At 49.1% G+C, this 19,021-nt stretch carries 20 protein-coding genes and 1 tRNA gene; 14 read left to right on the forward strand and 7 right to left on the reverse strand.

The window, feature by feature from the left end; genetic code table 11:
* Position 1: 1 nt before the first annotated feature.
* Positions 2–1,003, reverse strand: coding sequence for a VCBS repeat-containing protein (locus K9W43_09405; protein MCF2137435.1), 1,002 nt, complete (start codon positions 1,001–1,003; stop codon positions 2–4).
* Between the two features lie 91 nt (positions 1,004–1,094).
* Here K9W43_09405 and K9W43_09410 point away from each other — a divergent pair, with 91 nt between their 5' ends.
* On the forward strand, positions 1,095–1,706 hold the full coding sequence (locus K9W43_09410; GenBank protein MCF2137436.1) for a hypothetical protein: 612 nt from the start codon (positions 1,095–1,097) through the stop codon (positions 1,704–1,706).
* Between the two features lie 58 nt (positions 1,707–1,764).
* Entirely contained in the window at positions 1,765–3,273 is a 1,509-nt protein-coding gene (locus tag K9W43_09415) for an HD domain-containing protein (protein ID MCF2137437.1), read from the forward strand.
* On the opposite strand, the gene K9W43_09420 is transcribed toward K9W43_09415, so the two are convergent.
* Both K9W43_09420 and K9W43_09425 read right to left on the reverse strand, forming a co-directional pair.
* Positions 3,247–3,960 (reverse strand): ribonuclease III domain-containing protein, encoded by a 714-nt coding sequence (locus tag K9W43_09420; protein ID MCF2137438.1) that lies wholly within the window; start codon positions 3,958–3,960, stop codon positions 3,247–3,249. The genes K9W43_09415 and K9W43_09420 overlap by 27 nt on opposite strands.
* Positions 3,957–4,766: a winged helix-turn-helix domain-containing protein gene (locus tag K9W43_09425; protein ID MCF2137439.1), complete on the reverse strand. Its 810-nt coding sequence runs from the start codon at positions 4,764–4,766 to the stop codon at positions 3,957–3,959. The genes K9W43_09420 and K9W43_09425 overlap by 4 nt, the downstream gene beginning before the upstream one ends.
* A gap of 311 nt (positions 4,767–5,077) precedes the next feature.
* Between K9W43_09425 and K9W43_09430 the strand changes: the two genes are divergently transcribed.
* The 3 genes from K9W43_09430 to K9W43_09440 all read left to right on the forward strand — a co-directional run bounded on the left by K9W43_09430 (position 5,078) and on the right by K9W43_09440 (position 8,808).
* Positions 5,078–6,184, forward strand: coding sequence for an actin family protein (locus K9W43_09430; protein ID MCF2137440.1), 1,107 nt, complete (start codon positions 5,078–5,080; stop codon positions 6,182–6,184).
* Between the two features lie 167 nt (positions 6,185–6,351).
* Positions 6,352–7,371 (forward strand): site-specific DNA-methyltransferase, encoded by a 1,020-nt coding sequence (locus K9W43_09435; GenBank protein ID MCF2137441.1) that lies wholly within the window; start codon positions 6,352–6,354, stop codon positions 7,369–7,371.
* Positions 7,372–8,808 carry a hypothetical protein gene (locus K9W43_09440; GenBank protein ID MCF2137442.1) on the forward strand — a complete coding sequence of 479 codons (1,437 nt, stop codon included), beginning with the start codon at positions 7,372–7,374 and terminating at the stop codon, positions 8,806–8,808.
* 5 nt (positions 8,809–8,813) lie between these two features.
* Here the strand turns inward: K9W43_09440 and K9W43_09445 are convergent, their stop codons facing one another.
* Positions 8,814–9,410 carry a hypothetical protein gene (locus tag K9W43_09445; GenBank protein MCF2137443.1) on the reverse strand — a complete coding sequence of 199 codons (597 nt, stop codon included), beginning with the start codon at positions 9,408–9,410 and terminating at the stop codon, positions 8,814–8,816.
* An 81-nt stretch (positions 9,411–9,491) separates the two neighbouring features.
* Here K9W43_09445 and K9W43_09450 point away from each other — a divergent pair, with 81 nt between their 5' ends.
* The 8 genes from K9W43_09450 to K9W43_09485 all read left to right on the forward strand — a co-directional run bounded on the left by K9W43_09450 (position 9,492) and on the right by K9W43_09485 (position 17,555).
* The gene (locus K9W43_09450; GenBank protein MCF2137444.1) at positions 9,492–10,301 is read left to right on the forward strand and encodes a hypothetical protein; all 810 of its coding nucleotides are present in this window, start codon (positions 9,492–9,494) and stop codon (positions 10,299–10,301) included.
* Positions 10,302–10,355: 54 nt separating this feature from the next.
* The gene (locus K9W43_09455) at positions 10,356–11,537 is read left to right on the forward strand and encodes an ArgE/DapE family deacylase (protein ID MCF2137445.1); all 1,182 of its coding nucleotides are present in this window, start codon (positions 10,356–10,358) and stop codon (positions 11,535–11,537) included.
* Positions 11,538–12,662 (forward strand): LLM class flavin-dependent oxidoreductase, encoded by a 1,125-nt coding sequence (locus K9W43_09460; protein MCF2137446.1) that lies wholly within the window; start codon positions 11,538–11,540, stop codon positions 12,660–12,662.
* Entirely contained in the window at positions 12,649–13,218 is a 570-nt protein-coding gene (gene rdgB / locus K9W43_09465; GenBank protein MCF2137447.1) for an RdgB/HAM1 family non-canonical purine NTP pyrophosphatase, read from the forward strand. The genes K9W43_09460 and rdgB overlap by 14 nt, the downstream gene beginning before the upstream one ends.
* 33 nt (positions 13,219–13,251) lie before the next feature.
* Positions 13,252–14,010 carry a hypothetical protein gene (locus tag K9W43_09470; GenBank protein ID MCF2137448.1) on the forward strand — a complete coding sequence of 253 codons (759 nt, stop codon included), beginning with the start codon at positions 13,252–13,254 and terminating at the stop codon, positions 14,008–14,010.
* A gap of 74 nt (positions 14,011–14,084) precedes the next feature.
* A complete protein-coding gene (locus K9W43_09475; protein MCF2137449.1) occupies positions 14,085–15,461 on the forward strand; it encodes a winged helix-turn-helix transcriptional regulator in 1,377 nt (458 codons plus the stop codon).
* Between the two features lie 21 nt (positions 15,462–15,482).
* Positions 15,483–16,457, forward strand: a complete 975-nt coding sequence (locus tag K9W43_09480; protein MCF2137450.1) for a ribonuclease Z — start codon at positions 15,483–15,485, stop codon at positions 16,455–16,457.
* A 48-nt stretch (positions 16,458–16,505) separates the two neighbouring features.
* Positions 16,506–17,555 carry an asparaginase gene (locus K9W43_09485; GenBank protein ID MCF2137451.1) on the forward strand — a complete coding sequence of 350 codons (1,050 nt, stop codon included), beginning with the start codon at positions 16,506–16,508 and terminating at the stop codon, positions 17,553–17,555.
* Between the two features lie 23 nt (positions 17,556–17,578).
* Here the strand turns inward: K9W43_09485 and K9W43_09490 are convergent.
* The 3 genes from K9W43_09490 to K9W43_09500 form a co-directional block, all read right to left on the reverse strand.
* A tRNA-Ser gene (locus tag K9W43_09490) sits at positions 17,579–17,697 on the reverse strand.
* A gap of 61 nt (positions 17,698–17,758) precedes the next feature.
* Complete coding sequence (locus K9W43_09495; protein MCF2137452.1) at positions 17,759–17,977, reverse strand: hypothetical protein; 219 nt, start codon at positions 17,975–17,977, stop codon at positions 17,759–17,761.
* A gap of 27 nt (positions 17,978–18,004) precedes the next feature.
* A complete protein-coding gene (locus tag K9W43_09500) occupies positions 18,005–18,316 on the reverse strand; it encodes a hypothetical protein (GenBank protein ID MCF2137453.1) in 312 nt (103 codons plus the stop codon).
* 245 nt (positions 18,317–18,561) lie between these two features.
* Between K9W43_09500 and K9W43_09505 the strand changes: the two genes are divergently transcribed.
* Entirely contained in the window at positions 18,562–19,008 is a 447-nt protein-coding gene (locus K9W43_09505; GenBank protein MCF2137454.1) for a 30S ribosomal protein S13, read from the forward strand.
* Positions 19,009–19,021: the final 13 nt, after the last annotated feature.

A 19,021-nucleotide genomic window follows, 5' to 3' on the forward strand; every position in this document is an offset into this window, starting at 1 on the left:
CTTATTCAGAAACGGACAGAATATAGATATTATTTCCGGCGGCTTGGACAATCTCTGTCCTGCCGTCGCCATCTACGTCGCCGTACCCGATCAGGGACTCGGCGGATTTACTTCTTGTCTTGATTGTGTACTCTTCAATAAGTCTGCGTCCATCGAGAGAGAAAATGGTCAAGAGTGAATTGGTCTGGCTGACGATGGCCTGTCCCGGTGATGCTGATTCCTCAAGGATATTACCGATCTTGACCGAGCTCACAGTCCCTGGGGCACGAACATTGTCATAGAACTCTATTCCATTTGGCCCGGGACCAAATACGGAAATATTCTTTTTCATGATCGCTACAATCTCATCATAACGGGATCCTGTGATGCTTCCTGTGGCAACAATGTCGATAGGTGCGCGAGCCTTGATCTTACCCCTCTCATGAAGTCTGTCGTCAGCATATTGGTAGAAGAAGATGTAGCTGCTCGCATCGCCATAGACGAACTGAGTATAGGGCACTCCTTTATTGCGGTATGGTTCGATTGAGAAGACCGGATGTTCCACGACCTTGTGCGCCAGTTTGTCAAGTGCTCCACCATACCATCCAAAGCATCTCAGTGCATTGTCATCTGTTGCAACGATGACCTCGGTCTTTTCATCTCCTATGACGTTCGTCACACAGATCGCAGTCGGAAGGGTTCCCAGAGGGCACTCGCATCTACTGATGATCTTGTCTTTCTGAAGGCTGATCACTCGCATTTTATTATCGAGATTGCCCATGACCAGATCCGTGTGCGCATCACCTGTGACATCTCCCACACCAATGACTGTGACCGGAGGAATTTCATTCACTTGGATAAGGGTTGAATAGGCCCCATCCGTCTCGAGACTCAAGACTCTTATGTCTGATTTGATCGTTGTAATGACAAGCTCGGCTCTTCCGTCACCTGTGACATCAATGACATTAAGTGAAGTGACCGCTTCTTTTAGACTAATGGCGGATATAATGTCTAGGTGAGCCACAGGAGAGCACCTCAATCTCAATGGTGGTGGTGATACGCTGGAGAGAAGTGGGCGGAATTTAAGAGTTATTCCGTTACATAATGGTGTAGTCTTGTTTCTAGCACGCAAACAAGAATCATACATTGCGAGTGGCAAGATCATGGAAGAGCATGGCTCCGGTGAATCGCCCAATTCACCTGTACAATGGAATATTTCAGCAGTGCAACTGGCCGAAGAGATCAATGCCTTCATCTTTGAGTTTCGGTCATTTACTCCTGAATGGTTTGCGGAGGTCAAATTTCATCTGCTCCGTGGCCCAGGTCTGACCAAGGATGGGCGATTGGAGTTTTGTGATGTTGCAATCAAATCCAAGCTCTGCCCAAAGTGCGATCTGTTGTATGAGGCCAAGAAATGTCCACTCTGGTATCGACTATTCAAGACCGTGACTTGGAAAATGGTTGAGCGAGCTCCGCCCTGTATCCGATTTGCCTTTCTCAAACACAACATCAAGACCGTTGTTGACTACCTTGTTGCTGTGAACCTGCTCAGTCCTCCCTTTTATCGCAAAAGGCGCGCCCCCTCTTGTCGTATGATGAAACGGTGGAATCTCTGTGAACCCGATGAATACTGTCGCGCAATGACTACCGGAAACACAGCCGAATATCTCTCCGCACGTGAACATGTCAAACTCTCACGGCATCTAGAACCACATGAAGGCGATTGACCAACTCATCTTATATGGCGCCAAATGCATACTCCACTACCTGTTGAGAGTGAGACTCATGCGAAGCTCAGGCGATTCTGCACAAGGACTCAGTGATTCTGATACAGAAATGATCCAGATGATTCGAAAGACCGGCTTTCGAGAGTCCGCCATACGCGAGGCTCAGCAGGTCCAGAACGAACAATGGTCTATCATTGTACGAGCACTCGCTGAGCATGATCACATGGTCTCTTTAGGCAGGTCGTACACTCAACAGAAGACCATCAAAGATCCCGTCCATGGAGCGATCATCTTTGCTCCTTGGGAACTCGATATCATTTCAACTTGGGAGATGCAGCGACTTAGATATGTCAAACAGCTTGGTCCAGCACATCTTGTCTATCCGGGAGCCACTCATACGCGGTTTGAACACAGTCTTGGTACCAATTTTCTTGCACAAAAATGCATTCGAGTGGTGAGTTATAGTGATGACTCGGGGGCTGGTGATTTCCGGCCATTGGCCGATCTTCTCGATGAGTATCACCAGAAGATCTTTCGTGCAGTGGCTCTTCTCCACGATGTTGGTCATCCACCAACTTCTCATACGATTGAGCCTGCTATAGAGTCTTGGTCCGGATTTGGTCACACGCAACTTGGCGAGTTCCTGATATTGCACACGCATCTGACCGATGTCTTGAAAGATAATGACATCACCCCTCTTGATGTGGCCGATGTGATTCATGGTCGCGGGAAAGATGCTCTCTTGAGATTGATCACAGACTTTGTAGACTCACCTCTTGATATTGATAAGACCGACTATCTGATTCGTGATGCCCACTTCAGTGGTACTGAGCTTGGCCTTTTTCCGGCTGAACGAGTGCTTCTCACCAGTCGTGTAATTCGTGAAGACTCGGAGTACAAGCGTGCCTTCATGCTAAAGGCCATTCACTCACTGGAGGCATTGATTCTGAGCCGGAACTGGATGTTCAGTGATCTCTATCTGCATCATACAGTACGTATTGCAGAGTCTATTATCAACAAGGCGACCTATCTGCGTCTTCGTGAGGAGGATCTCTCACCGACGGAGGTCATTGGTCTCTTTACGCGGATGACCGACGAGGGGCTCTATCACTGGCTCTCGGAGTCCGCGTCGTCACTTATCCGCGAATTCGTTGCACGAATTCTTCACAGGCGCCTCTTCAAGGTCGTGCTCTCTCGAAGGCTGTCTTCGTTCCCTCAGGATGTTCAGGATCTGTTTCGGAAGGCATCGCACAATATGCAGGTACTCCTTGAAATCGAACAGGAATTACATGCTGTGCCAGGTGAGATCGTGCTTGATGTGCTTGATCCCAAACTTGGCGAGACCGAGATGCAGCAGATCCCTCTTCTTCGTGGTATAGATACAGGCCATCAAGAGATTGTACGTATGACTGATGTCGAGGAGGCCCAGCCTCTTATTCATATACTTCAGCAGCAAAAACAGACCATTCCCAGTGTACGTGTATACTCGACATCCAAGCTTGCCGATGTGATCTCCAGCAAGTTCGATAGAGAGTTTCCCTCAGAGCGCTCTTTCCAGTCTATTTGAGGTGTCGAAGAGATGTTTGGCTGCGGTTCTCACCGCCTTCAATCCATGAAGGATGTATATGATTCCATAGATTGCTTCTACAAGAGTTCCCTTGTCATGGTCGATCTCTGACTTTTTAGCGACTGGCGGATCGAAGTGGATACGGTTCTCGTAGAGCCTCCACATGTCGCACAGTGCTGCAAGGTTTTCATTACTCACCAACTCTGCTCGCTTCTGGGTGAGCTTTCCCACTTCAATGACATCGGGTGACCATAGATAATCCAATATTGCAAGGGATATGGCAGCATCTCCAACAAGTGCAAGCGACTTGGCAAACTCGCTCATCATCACAAGTGAGGAGAGGATCTTGCAATCAATTCTTGGATCTCCATCTCTACAATAATGTGCCTCCAGTTCAAGGAACAGGTTCTTCGTGCTGGGCTGGAACAGTGCGATGGCCAATAGTTCACCATCCCCAAGCGAAACACCAACTGTGTCTTCGAGATGGTGCCTGAGTTCGGACTCGATCCGTTTCACAGCATCTTGGATTGTAACAAGGCGTTTCGTCCATCGCGAGAGTTTTTCCAAAGTCCTCGTGTTTTCTTGTGGTGTTCCCGTTAATGACTCTTGAATGACTCGCACGAGCTCTTCGAGTCTTTGTACGATGTCTATCCGTTCCCATGGGATTCGTGTTGTAGGTTCTATCACAAGAGGCCTCTCCCGGGAATATAGTGCGTAATGGTCGTCTGACGGGCCTTGTGTCTGTGTATATAGATTGCAGTGACCGCATAGTCGTTTGACAGTAGGCTAAATGCCAGCCCGATGACTGGCGGAGCATTTGATAGGTCGAACACAACATTTCTGTCCGGAATCTCCTCAAGCAGTATCTTTTCCACAAACGCATACGTTGCCATGAGGTTGCCCGGAATCCCTCCATCATAGTATCCTGCAATGTCCTTTGGCACCTCGTCCCAGATGCCCTCCCATCGTTTGGTAGTCCCATCTGGAACGTGCCTCGTGAGATCTTTAGTGACCCCTTTTCCAAACCTCTCCTTCTCAACTACCAGTCTGAGTCTGTTGAAATGCTGTTCCGCCTCTCGTGTAAACCAGTAGACCAGTGATCGAACCTCCTCGGGTCTTGATACTGATGATATGACGGTTGTACTTCGAGTCACGTTCAATACTCTTCGGACAGCCTGTGTAGCATGAGGTGCTAAGGAAAAGACCCTTTGCTGCGACTCTTTCCTGCTGACAATTATTCCTGCCTCCTCAAGGTGTTTCGTGTTAAAGTATAATTTCGGATCGGTGACTGTCATCTTTCCAACTCGTTTAGCGCCTCTCAGTCTTGCCTGTTCTATCATGTCTTCTCGAATCTTCTCTCTCAGCTCGCTCCCTGTCTTCGGTCCCTTCTCGATCTCCTCTAGAATTATGCGTCTGGCACGGACACTCTCGACCTCTCGAAGGATCACTTTATCGGCAGTTTCCCAAAACACCTCTATTTCGCCTCGAAGCAATATAACCTATATTGTTCATATATGTCTTATGCCGTCCAGGGCCTATTTTTCGCCTTCTATAAAATACCTGTCGATACAAAGCAAATAAGGATCGCTGGCCTCTGCTAAACTGGCTGCCTACTTCCATTCCGTTGGGAAATTTTTGGCATATCCAACATACATATATCAAGTATTTGTTTAGTATAAAGTGGCGATATCCTGACAAGGCTTAAATACGTGAAGCTGTATCATTAGATAGAGTTCTGTGAAGCTGTGGGCAAAGAACTTGATTTCTTATCCACGTACAAAAAAACGAAGAGGACCGAATCAAAATGGCAGAAGACGAGTTTCTTGGAGCCAAGCCGATTGTCATTGACAATGGTACTGGCTTAAGCAAGAACGGGTACGCGGGTGAGGACCAGCCACGAAGCGTCTGGCCGACGCTCATTGGCTATCCACGTTACGAGAGCATCATGACTGATGTTGATCACTACACACGTGACTACTACATCGGTGAAGAGGCTATCAATCTACGTGGTGTGCTACGTCTGGTCTACCCCATCTCACATGGTGTCATCGACGACTGGGACGCCATTGAGAAAATCTGGAGCTACACATTCTACAATGACCTTAAGGTCGATCCGAGCGAGAGCCCTGTTCTCCTCACGGAGGCACCTTACAACCCCCGAGAGAACCGAGAACGCATGGCCTCAGTTATGTTCGAGACCTTTGGTGTACCAGCAGTGTATGTTGCCACTCAGGCAGTCATGTCACTCTATGCATCAGGTAGAACCACTGGTCTGGTCGTGGACTCAGGTGACGGTGTTACTCACATCGTACCAATCTACGAGGGCTTTGTAATTACTCATGCTGTCCGTCGTATTGACCTCGCAGGCCGCGATATCACCGAGTACCTCCGAAGACTGCTCCGGCAGAGAGGCTACTCATTTGTTAGTGGTGCTGAGAAAGAGATCGTCCGTGACATCAAGGAGAAACTGTGTTACGTCGCTAAAGACCCCGAGCAGGAACGCATTGTTGCCGACTCTGCTGGTGTTGACAAGCAGTACATGCTCCCTGACGGTGAAACAATCACTGTAGGTGCCGAGCGATTCCAAGCTCCCGAGCTGTTCTTCAATCCGAGCGCTATTGGTCTTGACACAATCCCACTTGACGAGCACATCGTTGAGTCGATCAAGGCTTGTGATGTTGACCTGCGCCGTGACCTCTACGCAAACATCGTACTCTCAGGTGGTTCAACCATGTTCGATGGTCTCAAGGAACGACTCCTTAACGAGATCTCAGAACTTGTACCCGAGAATGTCGAAGTCCGTATCATCGCACCTCCCGAGCGTCAGTACTCAGTCTGGATCGGTGGAAGCATCGTCGCCTCCCTGAAGACCTTCCAGAATGCTGTTTGGGGTTTCCCGGCAGCCTGGTAAATGTGGGTTTCCAGGAAGGAGTTCGAAGAGGCGGGCCCAGAAGTCATCCATCGCTGTATCTAAGCGTACCCTAGTATACGAAGGAATGCCAGCAAGGCGTTCCTTCACCAATCTCTTTTTTGTTTTGCAGAATGATTGCATTTTACCTGATAAGATTATGAGGGCTCGTGACACGTACAATACTGAGGAATCCAGCCATGAATGTGGACACTGATCCCCACAACGCGGAGCGAACTGGTGGTCAGCGTAAGCGCCGGAAGTATATCCCCCATCTGGCCGAGTTCTACTTCAGACCCACATTTGATTGGACAATGGACGAAGCGCGTAGGCTCTATGAACAGGCACCCTCCCATGTAGGACCCTTTGAGATTGACACGGTCAACTTTGAGGACTGTGTATCAGGTATGGCCCGGATGCCACAGGAATCCGTAGATCTTGTGATTGCAGACCCCCCCTTTGGTATCGACTTTGATGGGCGGAGTGGGGTCTATAATCGGGATAGTTCTTTTGTGATCGAAGGGTACGGTGAGGTGTCAGAGGAGTATGAGGACTTCACCCAGAGATGGCTGCAAGAGGTAGCACGTGTCTTGAGTCCGACAGGATCGGCTTACATCTTCAGTGGATGGACCAATCTAGAGGCAGTGCTCACCGCCGCGCGTATTGCTGGCCTCCACATACTCAATCATCTTGTCTGGCACTATTCATTCGGAGTCTACACCCGGAAGAAGTTCGTCACGAGTCACTATCATATTCTTCTGCTTGTCAAGAGCGATGATGATTACATGTTCAACAAGATTGAGAACTATCCTCAAGATGTCTGGATCCTAAATAGGCCGTACCATCATGGACGTGCAAAAAATGGGACCAAGCTGCCAGTGGAACTTGTGCAACGCTGTATAGACTATTCTTCCCGGCCGGGTGATCTTGTATTTGACCCGTTCATGGGCAATGGTACAACTGCTGTGGCTGCAAAGGGCAGTTATCGTCACTTTCTTGGGTTTGAACTCAATCCACAACTTCGGGAGATAATTGACAGTGCCGTCCTGAAAGTGCGGCCCGGCCAGTTCTATGTTCCATACTCTGAGCGACTACCCTCTATTGAGGAGCTTGCACGCCAGTATCCACGTGCGTACAAGGAGTATCTTCGTAGAGAGAGTCTATCTGGTAAGATAGAGGAGGTCGAATAATTGGCTGATGATCTGTTCCGTCTAATCATGGAAGAACGAGATAGGCTCGGTGATGTGGTCTCGTCCAGCGACATCTTTGACCGGCAGTTCGGTTCAGAATTGGCAGCATGGGAACTTCAGTTGCAACGCGAGTTCAGAGAGCATGTTCACGGGCGGATCTATAGATTTCGAGGTTTTGCCCATTATACTCGCGACACCTCGTTAATCATGCTCACGCCAAGTCCATGGTTGGCAGATGGTGTCTTCATCTACATTCGCAGGGAACAAGAGCTCCCCCCTGAGGGCGGGTATGTAGAGATCACTGGTCAGCGCATTGTTGCCCCGGGGCCACTTCAGAAGACAAACACAACACTCGAGGCTTTTACAGCCGATTCTATTAAGATACAGCAGCTCGATTTTGTGAGAGAGGTGCGTCCTCCTTTCACACTCAAAGAGTTGTCCTCTCTCTTATTCGAACGGGTGGGAATGGCTGAGGCAAGTAAGAGAGTCTTTGCTCTCTTGTTTGTTTCAAGCCCTCCCTTTGAGGGTACTGTTGGTGGTCTCACTGCCGGAATTCAGGCGCTGGCATCAAAGGCTCAGGTGAAACGCCTGATGACCTTCATGCGACGAGTATTACCCCCCACTCTTCGTGGACGCTGGAGTGCCTATCGTACCGTCCGTGGTGTTCGCGTATCTACTCCTAAGATCTGGCGTCTGGATACTGGTTCCATCTCGGCGGCGCGATTAAGACAGCTCGCGTTGAAGCGTAAAGATCCATTAGGCTTTCAAGAGGTCTCAGTAGGTGCGCTTACTGGTACTGGTACCTCTGCTCTTCCAGATGTCCCGATGGCCCTGACCTCCGAAGACTTTTGGATCGAGACCCGCAATGCCGAGGAACTGCGTCTTCCCATTCTCAAGTCCGCAATCACATTTCAGTTGTTGGCGCCATCGGTCACTCGACGCTCTGTTGACTCCTCTACCAAACATATTCTGGATCGTCTGGAACGACTCCAAGACTCCTTTGGACTGGACGCTACTGCCCTCTCTCGTGGTGGTGTCCTAGATGCAGATGCTCTGGGACGGCCATTGAGCGCACTACGCCTGGCCCGGTCTTCAGCACGTGCGGACTGGAAAGAGAAGATCACTCTGAGGGAGCTAAAGCATGCATGGAATAGGGTACTGGAGCCTGCTCTCAAGGAGTATCTTGAGATCACAGCCCTGCACAAGGAGGCCGAGACCGAGTGGGGTGGTGCTCAGAAATTTGAGAGACTGAATACTAAGGTGCTACGTGCGTTAAAGCGTCTTGATCCCGGGAAACGTGGTGGTCTTGGTCCTACTCTTGATGAGATTGCTGCGGAGGCCTCTGTGGAGCGTCATACCGCTGCTGAGGCATTAGAAAAAATGAAAGACTCGGGTGTAGTGTATGAACCACGCCCGGGTCATTATAGGCTTGTATAGATGGATCACTCTAGCGCCTTGAGGAAGTCCTCTGGTTCATTTCCTTCCTCAATAAGCTCGATCTCCTGAACACCGACTCGCTCAGCATCGTACTGGCGTGCCAGAATTGTGCCGTCGAACTTTTCACGAGCAGATGCATCTTTTCCGCGCCAGACGAAGATATCATCCCATGTGTCCAAGATGAAGACATCATCGCTCTTTAGGGAGTCACGTGACAACGGTACCTCTGCAAAGAAGGTTTCATCCTCTTGTCGATGTACTCTCCAGAGCTTGTACTCTCTCTTCTCAAGCTGAACTTTTCTCAAGATTCCTTCAGTATCTTCATCCGTGAGTTTAAAGTCATCAAAGAGTGCCTTGAACGATTCTGGTTCATTGCCTCCCTCGATGCGGTCAATATCTGCTTCTCCCTTGCGGGCGGTGTCACGCATCACGGCAGACGCCGCAGTGAGAAACTTTTCATCGACAGTTGAATTCGGACCTATCCAGAGATAGATCTTCAATCCTGCATCTACAAGGTAGCAGTCTCCTCTTCCAAAGGTCCCGGGATTTGGCATCTTGACAAGTCGGCCTTTCTGGATATGGTACACTGTTGGTTCGGGCATGTTTCTCCACAGTACTTTTCTCCCATTAAATCATGTGTGAATGAATGGAATACTATTAAGTTTCCACAGGAGTGTTCAACTATGCCTGAGCTTCCTGAACTTGAGGTCATCGCCCAAAAAATAACGGCACAACTGGCAGGAGCGAGAATCAGTCGCGTCCTTGTCCGGGAGCCACTTCTCATCTACGGGATAGTACCGGATGATTTCATTGCAAGAATTGAAGGAGCTGTTCTGCACAAGGTTCATGCTGACGGGAAGTTTCTTGTGTTCTTGCTAAATGGATTACGTGCGGTTGTCACCAATCCAATGTTGACCGGGCGATTCACAATTTCAGAGAACCAGCATGCAGGAATAAAGAAGTATGGCTATGCTCTGATCTTTGAGAATCATATTGCTCTAATCTTCTCCGACTCAAAACGCATGAGCCGCACATACCTCGTTAAAGGTGATAATTATAGTAGTGTTTCAGGATTTGAAGACCGTGGCCCGTCGCCTCTTGATCCGGAGCTGACTTTCGACAGATTCCACGAGCGACTTCGCAAGTACCGTGGGCAGATCAAGAATGTCCTACGAAATCAACGGTTTGTGAAGGGAATTGGGAACGCCTATGCTGATGAGATCCTGCTCTATGCTGGAATTCTCCCGTTCAGGGAATGCGCCACATTCTCTGATGAGGAGGTTCAAGCTCTGTATTCGGCGATGCGAATGGTGCTTCTCCGGTATCGTGAATTATTGAGCAGGAAGACTCTTGATGAGCTTGCAAGTCACAAGCGTGACTACCTGATGATTCACGGGCGTGGCGGTGGAATCTGTCCCCTCTGTGGTGGGCGCATCTCGGAGATCTCAGCGAATCGCATCAAGACTAATTATTGTCAGACATGTCAGACCTGAATCGCAACAATAATCAGAGAGAAGCAAACATACTGATGGAATGGAGGTCTGCGATTGGACTCATGGGAACTGGATTTTCTGAAAAGTATCGTTCAGTTAGATACCAACAGTACTGAGCAGAAGAACTATGCAGAATGTGCAGAAGTGGTCAAGTCCTTTTGTGAAGATGCTGGACTACGTGTAGAGATTTTTGACCCTGAACATGATGGCAAGCATCAGCCTAATGTGGTTGCAACAATGGATGTTGGTGCAGACAAGACAGTTCTTCTCTGTACACACTATGATGTAGTTCCAGCAGGGGATGTGGAGGACTGGACCTTCCCGCCTTTCGATATTACTGTAAAGGAAGATCGTGTATACGGTCGTGGAGTGACCGATGACAAAGGTAATGTTGTTGCAGCAGTCAGCGCTGCTAAGGAACTCATTGCAAAGGGATCATCTAAGGTCAACCTGAAGATTCTGATATCCCCAAATGAAGAGATTGGTGGGATATGGGGAATTGACTATCTGATTAATGGGCCTCCCAAGATCAGGGGCGATTTTGCAATAGTCGTCGACTCGGGTCCAAATTACATCAGTATTGGAGCCAGTGGTATTCTCGCTGGGACGATCACAGTCCATGGTACGCAAGGTCATGCAGGTTATCCCTTTGCCTTCAACAATGCAATACATCTCTCTATTCCCCTGCTAAATTCACTGCTGGACTTTGTAGACATTCGTCGAAAGGTGACCTCCTCACTACCAGCGCCTCCTGGAAGTCCTTACCAGACACTGTGGGGTCGTTTCTCGATCACTATGTTCCATGCTGGCAGTAAGACCAATATTATTCCCGGAACCGCCGATATCTCCTTTGACTGTCGACTTATTCCTGAAGAGGATCCCGAAGAAGTGGCCCACAAATTAGAGAAGTTCGTAGCGGAAGTCACAAGTGACATTGGTATTGAGACCGAAGTGAACTTTATTACCAAGTCAAAGGGCTGGTCGTCCGACCGTGAGAATCCTCTGGCAAAGAGCTTTGTATCAGCAGTTCATGAAGTTGCGAGTCCAGACCTACCAATTGCCGCAGATCTTGGTGGTAATGACGGTCACTATTTTACGAAAGTAGGGATTCCCACAGTCTGTTATGGCACGATAGCTGAAGACACACATTTCCACGGTGTTGATGAGTTTATGCGATTCTCGGACTACGAAAAGGTCAAGAATGCGCTCATTCGATTTGCGGAGCTGTGTGAGTGATTGTCTGATCTGTCTGACCTTGAGATCGGTGTGCCCGGGCCTTTCCTTCCTCCTTGGGAAAATGTGATGAAGAACGCCCAGGTCATCGACTCCCTTGGTTATGACAGCATGGCTTTCCCCGACCACTTTGCAGGTTTTATTCCTGAGAGCCTCTGGACTACTGATATCACTCCACTTGCTCTCCTTCAGTCATCGCCACATACCTATTATGAGCTGTCCTCAATCATGGCGGCATGTGCCGTCCTGACCAAGAATGTCAAGATTATTTCCGCAGTAACCGAGCCTCTTCGGCGTCATCCTGTCCTCTTAGCCCAGACATTTCTGACACTTGACCATATTAGTCAAGGTCGAGCAATCATGGGCATTGGGGCGGGAGAGGCTGTGAATGTCACGCCCTATGGGATAGACTATTCCGCGCAGGTGGGAAAGTTACGCGAGGCACTAGAGATTATTCAGCTCCTCTGGTCCACTGATACTCCTCTTGATTACAACGGTCGCTTTTGGCATCTGAAGGATGCAGTCCTCTCCCTTCGGCCACTTGTCCCTAACCAGCCTCCCCCGATCTGGATTGCGGCTCATGGACCAAAGATGTTGGAGATTGCAGCGCAATTTGGTGATGGCTGGATTCCCACGCTTCTTCGTCCGACTGATTATAGACAAAGACTTGCCACCATTGAGTCACACCGGAAGCGTCTTGGGCGAGAGAATCCATTTACTCCTGCGCTCTGGAACTGGTTTGTCTTGGATAATGATTCTGCGGAACTTGAGCGTCTCATCCATACCCCGCTTGCCCGAGCAATGGCCCTTCTCTATCCTGCTTCCGAATGGCGCCGATTGGGTCATGCGCATCCTTTCGGTGAGGACTTCTATTCACTCCGTGATTATATTCCAATGGGGATGTCCCGTGAGACCGCACTTGCAGCAATAGATGAGGTTCCTGATGACGTATTGCACGAGTTCTATTATGTTGGTGACGCGGAATCTATTATCCAACAGCTTGAAGACTTCGTGCATGTCGGTCTCAGGCACATCATCATTTGGAATGTCACTGGAATGTTCGATCTCAACAAGGCTCGTAGTTCTAACAAGATTCTGAAGGAAGTACTCCGCTATGTCAAAGGCTAAGATTGTTCTCCTGACTCATAATCCTCACAAGATCGAAGAACTCACTCCTCTCTTTAGGAGGTTTGATGTAGATTTTGAGACCACATCACTGGAGAAATTCGAGATCCGCTCCGACTCGGTGGAAGAGATTGCACGAGTTGCTGCACTCTCAGCCTTCAAAGAGCTGGGGCGACCTGTTGTCCTCGATGATACCGGATTCTTTATTGATGCACTTAATGGATTTCCCCGTTCATACCCCGCCTTTGTGCTTGAGACCATTGGACGCGCCGGAATTCTCAAGTTAATGAAGGGTGTAGAGGATCGTTCTGCGCGATTTATTACAGCAGTGGGATATACCCAAGATGGGGTGACGGCAACGACCTTTGTGGGCGAGATGCCTGGAGTGATTGCTCTTGAAGAAGCAGGTAGTGGCGGTTTCGGGTATGATCCGATTTTCATCCCAGAACGGTACGACCTCACTTATGCCCAACTCTCCTTTGAAGAGAAAGTGGCGATCTCTCATAGAACTCGTGCATTTACTAAGTTTCTCCAATGGCTCAGTTCAACCAATTCTTAAGGAATCATTTGTATCTGTGATTTGGTGGTCATCTTGATTGTCAGTGAGGATACTATCAAGGCACTTCGAGAACTAGGTCTGACCGAATATGAGACCGCAGCTTATCTAGTTCTTGTTCGAGGTGGACAGATGTCCGCCTCAGATGTCAGTCAAAAGTCAAAGGTTCCATACTCGCGAATCTATGATGTTCTTGGTCGTCTGGAGGAGAAGGGGTTCATTCAGGTCCAGCGCGGTCGTCCTACAATGTATGTGGCCAAAGCCCCTGTTGAGGTAGTAAAAGTAGTTAGGCTCTCTTGGGAGGAGCGACTTGATCGATCATCAAAGGCGGTCATTGATGAGCTACAACCACTATATGAACGTGAGACCAAGGTGACAACCCGTGATGTCTTTGTCATTCATGGTCGGGCCGCCATACTCTCACGTGCGTTAGCAATGATCGAATCGGCCCGGGAGGAAATCAAGCTCTCTCTACCAAGTCTAGATATGTCCATTGAGGAACTTGATGCGGTTGTTGAAAAAATGCTTGATGTAAAGGCGCCACATGTGTATATTCTCACATCGCATGTAGACGAGTCGATCAGATCCTCTATCCCCCCACGTTATGAAGTACGTACTCGTGATCGAGTCTTTGGGGCTGGACTTGTCTGTGACACACGAGAGACCTTGATCATGCTTACAGGAGGCAATGAGAATCAGTTCTTGGGTGTCTATTCGAACCACGTCGTGTTCGCCTCAATGGCAGGTGCATATTTTGACTCCCTCTGGACCGATGCCGTTCCCCTACGCGCTTAAATCAGGTGATTCTTAGTATAACCTATGATGGCACTAGTGACAGAACGGCGGATAGCATTTTGGAGGATGACCTGATGACCATTATACCTGAAGACCCGCCTCTTCAGCAGCGATTATCTCCTTCAGCATATGCCCTTCTCCAGACAGTCCAACGCCTTGAGGATGGGCAAGAGGTAGTTCCCTTTCAAGGGGTAATGGAACTACAGCAGATACAAAAAATGGTCTCGACCTATCGCGGCAGTCTGCATACCGGCTTACTTGCGCGATTACGTATATTGTTTGAACGCAGTAACGATGTAATTGTCACTCAACGTGAACTCTTTACGTTGATCGCAGAAGTGTGGCTGAAGAACATATCCCGACTCTCATCCTCTGAAGTCGAGGTCATGAAGGCAATAGTTGAAACACCCTCTGTACAGATCAGCGATCTCTCTAAGGCCATAGGGCTGTCCTATGCTCAGGTGCGCCGAGCCATCAGTCATCTCTCCGAGGCGGGGATTATACGAATCGGAGGCATTCTTAACCATCAGGCCATCGGACTGGCTCGTTTTCTCATTATCCTTGAGAACCCCACCCTCATCTTATCTTCTCCGTATGTTGAGAAAGTGCTTTTTGCTGATGGTCCTACATCTCTTGTCTTTCTTATTGTTTCATGTCCTCGTGACCATATTGACGAACTCTCTGCGCTGGTACGTTCCCTTCGGAGCACCTCTGATAATGCAACAATCTGGCGGCTATCATCAGGCAGGCTTCACTTCTCTAACATCTATTATAATCGACAGGCCGGAGCTTGGGACATAGATCAAGTGCATTTTCGACTTCAACTACGTCACGAGCGAGACTCCGTGGCTACCAGTCGTTTCTATGAAGATGCAGTCAAACCCGTGCACATCACAAAGTCAGATGCGCTCTTAGTCGATGCCCTGAGAAAGAATTACAATGCTTCTGCCATAGATATGGTTGAAAAAACAGGGCTCTCCGAGTCCACGGTCTTCAAGCGTCGTGTTGCATTGACGCGCGATTCAGCTCTTGTCCTTCCACGGGCACGGATTACTATCCCTAGTCTGAGCGAGCGACTTCTGCTTCTCCTCTCTACTGATGCAGTTCCTGCTATCAGCCATGCATGGTCTCATCTGCCGTTAAGTTATAGATCAAGGATATTCAATGTCGAGAATGGCCCGCAGACACGGGCCATCATGCTTGCGGCCTTACCGCCAGGAACAGGCTGGCAACTGTCAAAGATAATACTTGAGGAGACCTCTGCTATCGATCAGTTGTCCGTTCACGTTCTCTCCGCCGCAAGCGACCAGCAGCTCTCTGTTGCCTCAATGTTTAACACTCGTACAGCCTCTTGGCGTTGGAATCAGGGTGATTTTTTGGATGTGCGCGGCTATGCTATTGTGCGACGAGAGGCCAATCCCACTACTATTCCAATAGACCTTGCAACCTGATTGGCCATAGTCAAAATGGTTATGAGGTCGGACACGGCATCAGAGTACAGAATGTTTGAGATCATCTTTCTTGGCACGGGCGGTTCGATTCCAACCGAGGGGCGAAATCATCCTGCAATCGCCATTAGATTCCAAGGGTCAATTTTCTTGTTTGATGCAGGAGAAGATGTTCAGAGGCAATTTGTTCGTGCAGGCCTCGGTCTGAATCATCCCATGTTCATCTTCATCTCTCATACACATGCAGATCATGTGATAGGCCTCCCCGGGCTACTTCTTAGAATGGCGCTTCTTGGTCGTCAACGGCCATTACGGATCTTTGGGCCTTCCGAACTTATTGATTATGTGAAGGCAGTTCAGGCCTCTATAGGTCTAGGTACTACTTATGATGCGCGTGTGTATGCAATTCAACCCGGAACCGTTTTGGAAGATGATGGTATCGAGGTCACGGCATTTCCGGTCTCGCATAGAGGTACGACCTTTGGCTATGGGTTGTCCTACACTAAAAAGATGGGGCGGTTTCACCCGGAACGTGCGCAGGCTCTAGGTGTCCCAAAGGGGCCACTATGGCACCAGCTTGCCACAGGTCATAGTGTTGAAGTCAACGGCCGGACGATCTCTCCTGAGGAGGTTGCCGAACCGCCGCCCCCGCCTCTCAAGATAGTTTACAGTGGCGACACTCGACCATGTGATAGTCTAAGAGATGCGATCAAAGATACGCACGTCTTCATCTGCGAGGCAATGTATGCTTCTGACAAGGCCGAGATGGCCGATGAGCGAGGTCATATGACCGCACGCCAAGCGGCAGAGCTGGCTCGGGATGCACAAGTCCAACATCTGGCCCTTACGCACTATAGTCCCAGATACGAACTTGAGAATGGTTCTCAAATCCTCCAAGAAGCGCAGGCCATCTTTCCCGCAACGACGCTGGCTCATGATCTGATGCGTATTCGGCTCTCGTGGAACGGCATTGAGATACAGTCCGCATCTGACAAATAACAACATCAATAAACGCAGTGTTAGTCATCACTAGGTTGGTGGAACCACGTGCGAAAAGGCCGAGATGCTCAAGTTGCGCTGCTCAGTACTGGTGGGACTATTGGTAGCATCTATGATCCCACTACAGACTCATTGCGTCCTGGTCTATCCGTTAGACAACTACTCAAGTCTCTCCCCAAAGGGCTTGGTCATGTTGATGTCATCACCCGTGAGATCATGGAACTCGACTCCGCAAATGCTCAACCACACCACTGGCAGCAGATTGCCAGTGCCATTAAGACGATACATGATGAGTTTCCGGATCTTGATGGTATAGTCATCACTCATGGTACTGACACAATGGTCTATACTGCGTCCGCTGTGAGTTTTATGGTTCAAGATTTTGGAAAACCCATTGTCTTTACAGGTGCGCAGATCCCTCTGATCACCCCTTGGAGTGACGGCCCACGAAACCTTCTCGATGCAATTCGAGTGGCAGCCTTTGCCGATTTGGGTGAGACCTGTATCGTATTCAATGGGGAGGTCCATCGACCTACACGAACCAAGAAGACACGATCCCAATCCTATGATGCGTTTGACTCGGTCGATCCTGCGCCTTTGGGCACACTAGGTCTGGACATTGTACTCTTCGAGCGTCGTTCTCCCCGCCATAATCTCGTACCACGCTTCGACACACGACTGGATGATCGGGTCTTTCTGCTCAAGGTCTTCCCCGGTCTTCCCCCCGGTATTATCTCACGTATTGTAGACATGGGCTACCATGGAATTGTCATCGAGGGCTTTGGTACGGGCAACATTCCCTCTGAGGAGAACTCGCTTGCCAGTGGAATCCAACAGGCCATCAATCAAGGGTGCTTTGTCATAGTGAGCTCTCAATGCGCTTTTGGCCAGACCGATCTGTCCCTCTACGCCGTAGGCCGTTCAGCACTTGATGTTGGTGCAATGAGCGCTTTTGACATGACTTCCGAGGCCACCCTTGTAAAACTCGCTTGGGTCCTTGGGCATACTCATGACCCCACCCAGGTCCGAAAGATGATGTCCACTGATTATATTGGTGAGATGCCCCTCGTAGGCCAAGAGTATGCTCTTGACGAGTGAGTGAACTGACTGAAAAATAGAATTGGCGCCCGGAATGAGATTCGAACTCATGCCTCCCAAAGGGAGAGCAGCTGCCTGTTCGACTGGCCGTCAAATGACCGCCGTCTCCAGGCTGCCGCCGTAACCACTTGGCTATCCGGGCTCGTATCTCGTGTGGGGCGGTTTTGCTTTTCAAGGTTTTTCTTTCACGTACTCGTGACCAGTTACATTGAACGATATCTCTGCCGCCTGAGATCTTCGCGGTCCGTCATAATTCGGGCCTTCATCTCAATCTCTGTGAGATCCGCGTCTATCTCCGCTTCTGAAGGTCGGCCTCTCACATACCGACTCGAATAGCGGCGGTCCTCATCACTTCCTTTGAAGCACATATATGCAAGAACAAGCATGATGATGGCAAAGCCTGCAATGATGAATTCAATCATGATATCTCTCTCCGGTATTTTACTATTTCAGTGACCTTGTTCGGAGTCGGTCTCTTCCCTGTGGATCTCTTCAGCAAGTTCCCACGTATCTGTCTTTTCTCTTTCAGTTCTAAGTGATACGGGAAGACCTCCCTTGTCACCACTGATGCCTGGTGCATACGAATAGTCGAATGAACGACTAACGCTAATTCCATCGACATCTCCGCTCACGGGTCTGGGTCTCTCAACCGCTCCTGAAGATGGAGTCGAGAATCCTCGACAGGCAAAAAGCAAAAGTATTACGAGAAATCCAAGCAGCATTGCCACTCCGATTCCAAAGATCACCATTTCTTGGATCATTTTTTGTTGCCCCTCTGTGATCACATTACACAGATGATCATACTATGGCGCGAAGTGTTATGGTTTTTTCCAAAAATCAATTAAATTATTGTTTTGCCGATTGGACTTTGTGCGCTTTTACATCGAGCCATAATAATTATAATGAAGCGAAGTAACTTTTCTTGCTTGATGGCAATGGTTATAAGGCCTCCCCAAAAGACGAGCCAAGCCTCACTTCAGTTGGATTGAGGTAGTATACCATGTCCATGCAAGAATATAGACACATAGTACGTGTGGCCGGCAAAGATATAGACGGCCAAGAAAATTTGCTGCAGGGGTTGACCCGTATCACCGGAGTGGGTCTAAGGCTCTCTAAGGCAATCATACGAAAGCTTGAGTTAGATTCCTCGATGCGGCTTGGTCTTCTCCCTGACGAGACCATCCAGAAGATTGAGAGTATGCTCAGCGATCCCCTGGCAGCTGGACTACCTGCATGGTATGTCAACAGGCCTCGTGACAGATACACTGGTAAGGATCTTCATCTGATTGGTTCAGATCTCGACTTTGCTCAGAAGAGCGATATCGAGCGTCTCAGGCGTATTCGTGCATGGCGTGGCATTCGACATTCTCTGGGTCTGAAAGTCAGAGGACAACATACACGGACCACTGGTCGTCATGGTGGAACTGTTGGTGTATCAAGAAAGAAACTATAATGTAATGGGGTAG

Source organism: Candidatus Thorarchaeota archaeon (genome assembly GCA_021498125.1).
In the GTDB taxonomy this organism is placed as follows: Archaea; Asgardarchaeota; Thorarchaeia; order Thorarchaeales; family Thorarchaeaceae; genus B65-G9.

What these genes read in the sequence shown, in the direction of transcription:
- K9W43_09415 (MCF2137437.1), top strand. Translation starts at nt 1,765, where the DNA reads ATGCGAAGCTCAGGCGATTCTGCACAAGGACTCAGTGATTCTGATACA.
- K9W43_09430 (MCF2137440.1), top strand. Translation starts at nt 5,078, where the DNA reads ATGGCAGAAGACGAGTTTCTTGGAGCCAAGCCGATTGTCATTGACAAT.
- K9W43_09445 (MCF2137443.1), bottom strand. Translation starts at nt 9,410, where the DNA reads ATGCCCGAACCAACAGTGTACCATATCCAGAAAGGCCGACTTGTCAAG.
- K9W43_09450 (MCF2137444.1), top strand. Translation starts at nt 9,492, where the DNA reads ATGCCTGAGCTTCCTGAACTTGAGGTCATCGCCCAAAAAATAACGGCA.
- rdgB (MCF2137447.1), top strand. Translation starts at nt 12,649, where the DNA reads ATGTCAAAGGCTAAGATTGTTCTCCTGACTCATAATCCTCACAAGATC.
- K9W43_09475 (MCF2137449.1), top strand. Translation starts at nt 14,085, where the DNA reads ATGACCATTATACCTGAAGACCCGCCTCTTCAGCAGCGATTATCTCCT.
- K9W43_09480 (MCF2137450.1), top strand. Translation starts at nt 15,483, where the DNA reads ATGAGGTCGGACACGGCATCAGAGTACAGAATGTTTGAGATCATCTTT.
- K9W43_09495 (MCF2137452.1), bottom strand. Translation starts at nt 17,977, where the DNA reads ATGATTGAATTCATCATTGCAGGCTTTGCCATCATCATGCTTGTTCTT.
- K9W43_09500 (MCF2137453.1), bottom strand. Translation starts at nt 18,316, where the DNA reads ATGATCCAAGAAATGGTGATCTTTGGAATCGGAGTGGCAATGCTGCTT.
- K9W43_09505 (MCF2137454.1), top strand. Translation starts at nt 18,562, where the DNA reads ATGCAAGAATATAGACACATAGTACGTGTGGCCGGCAAAGATATAGAC.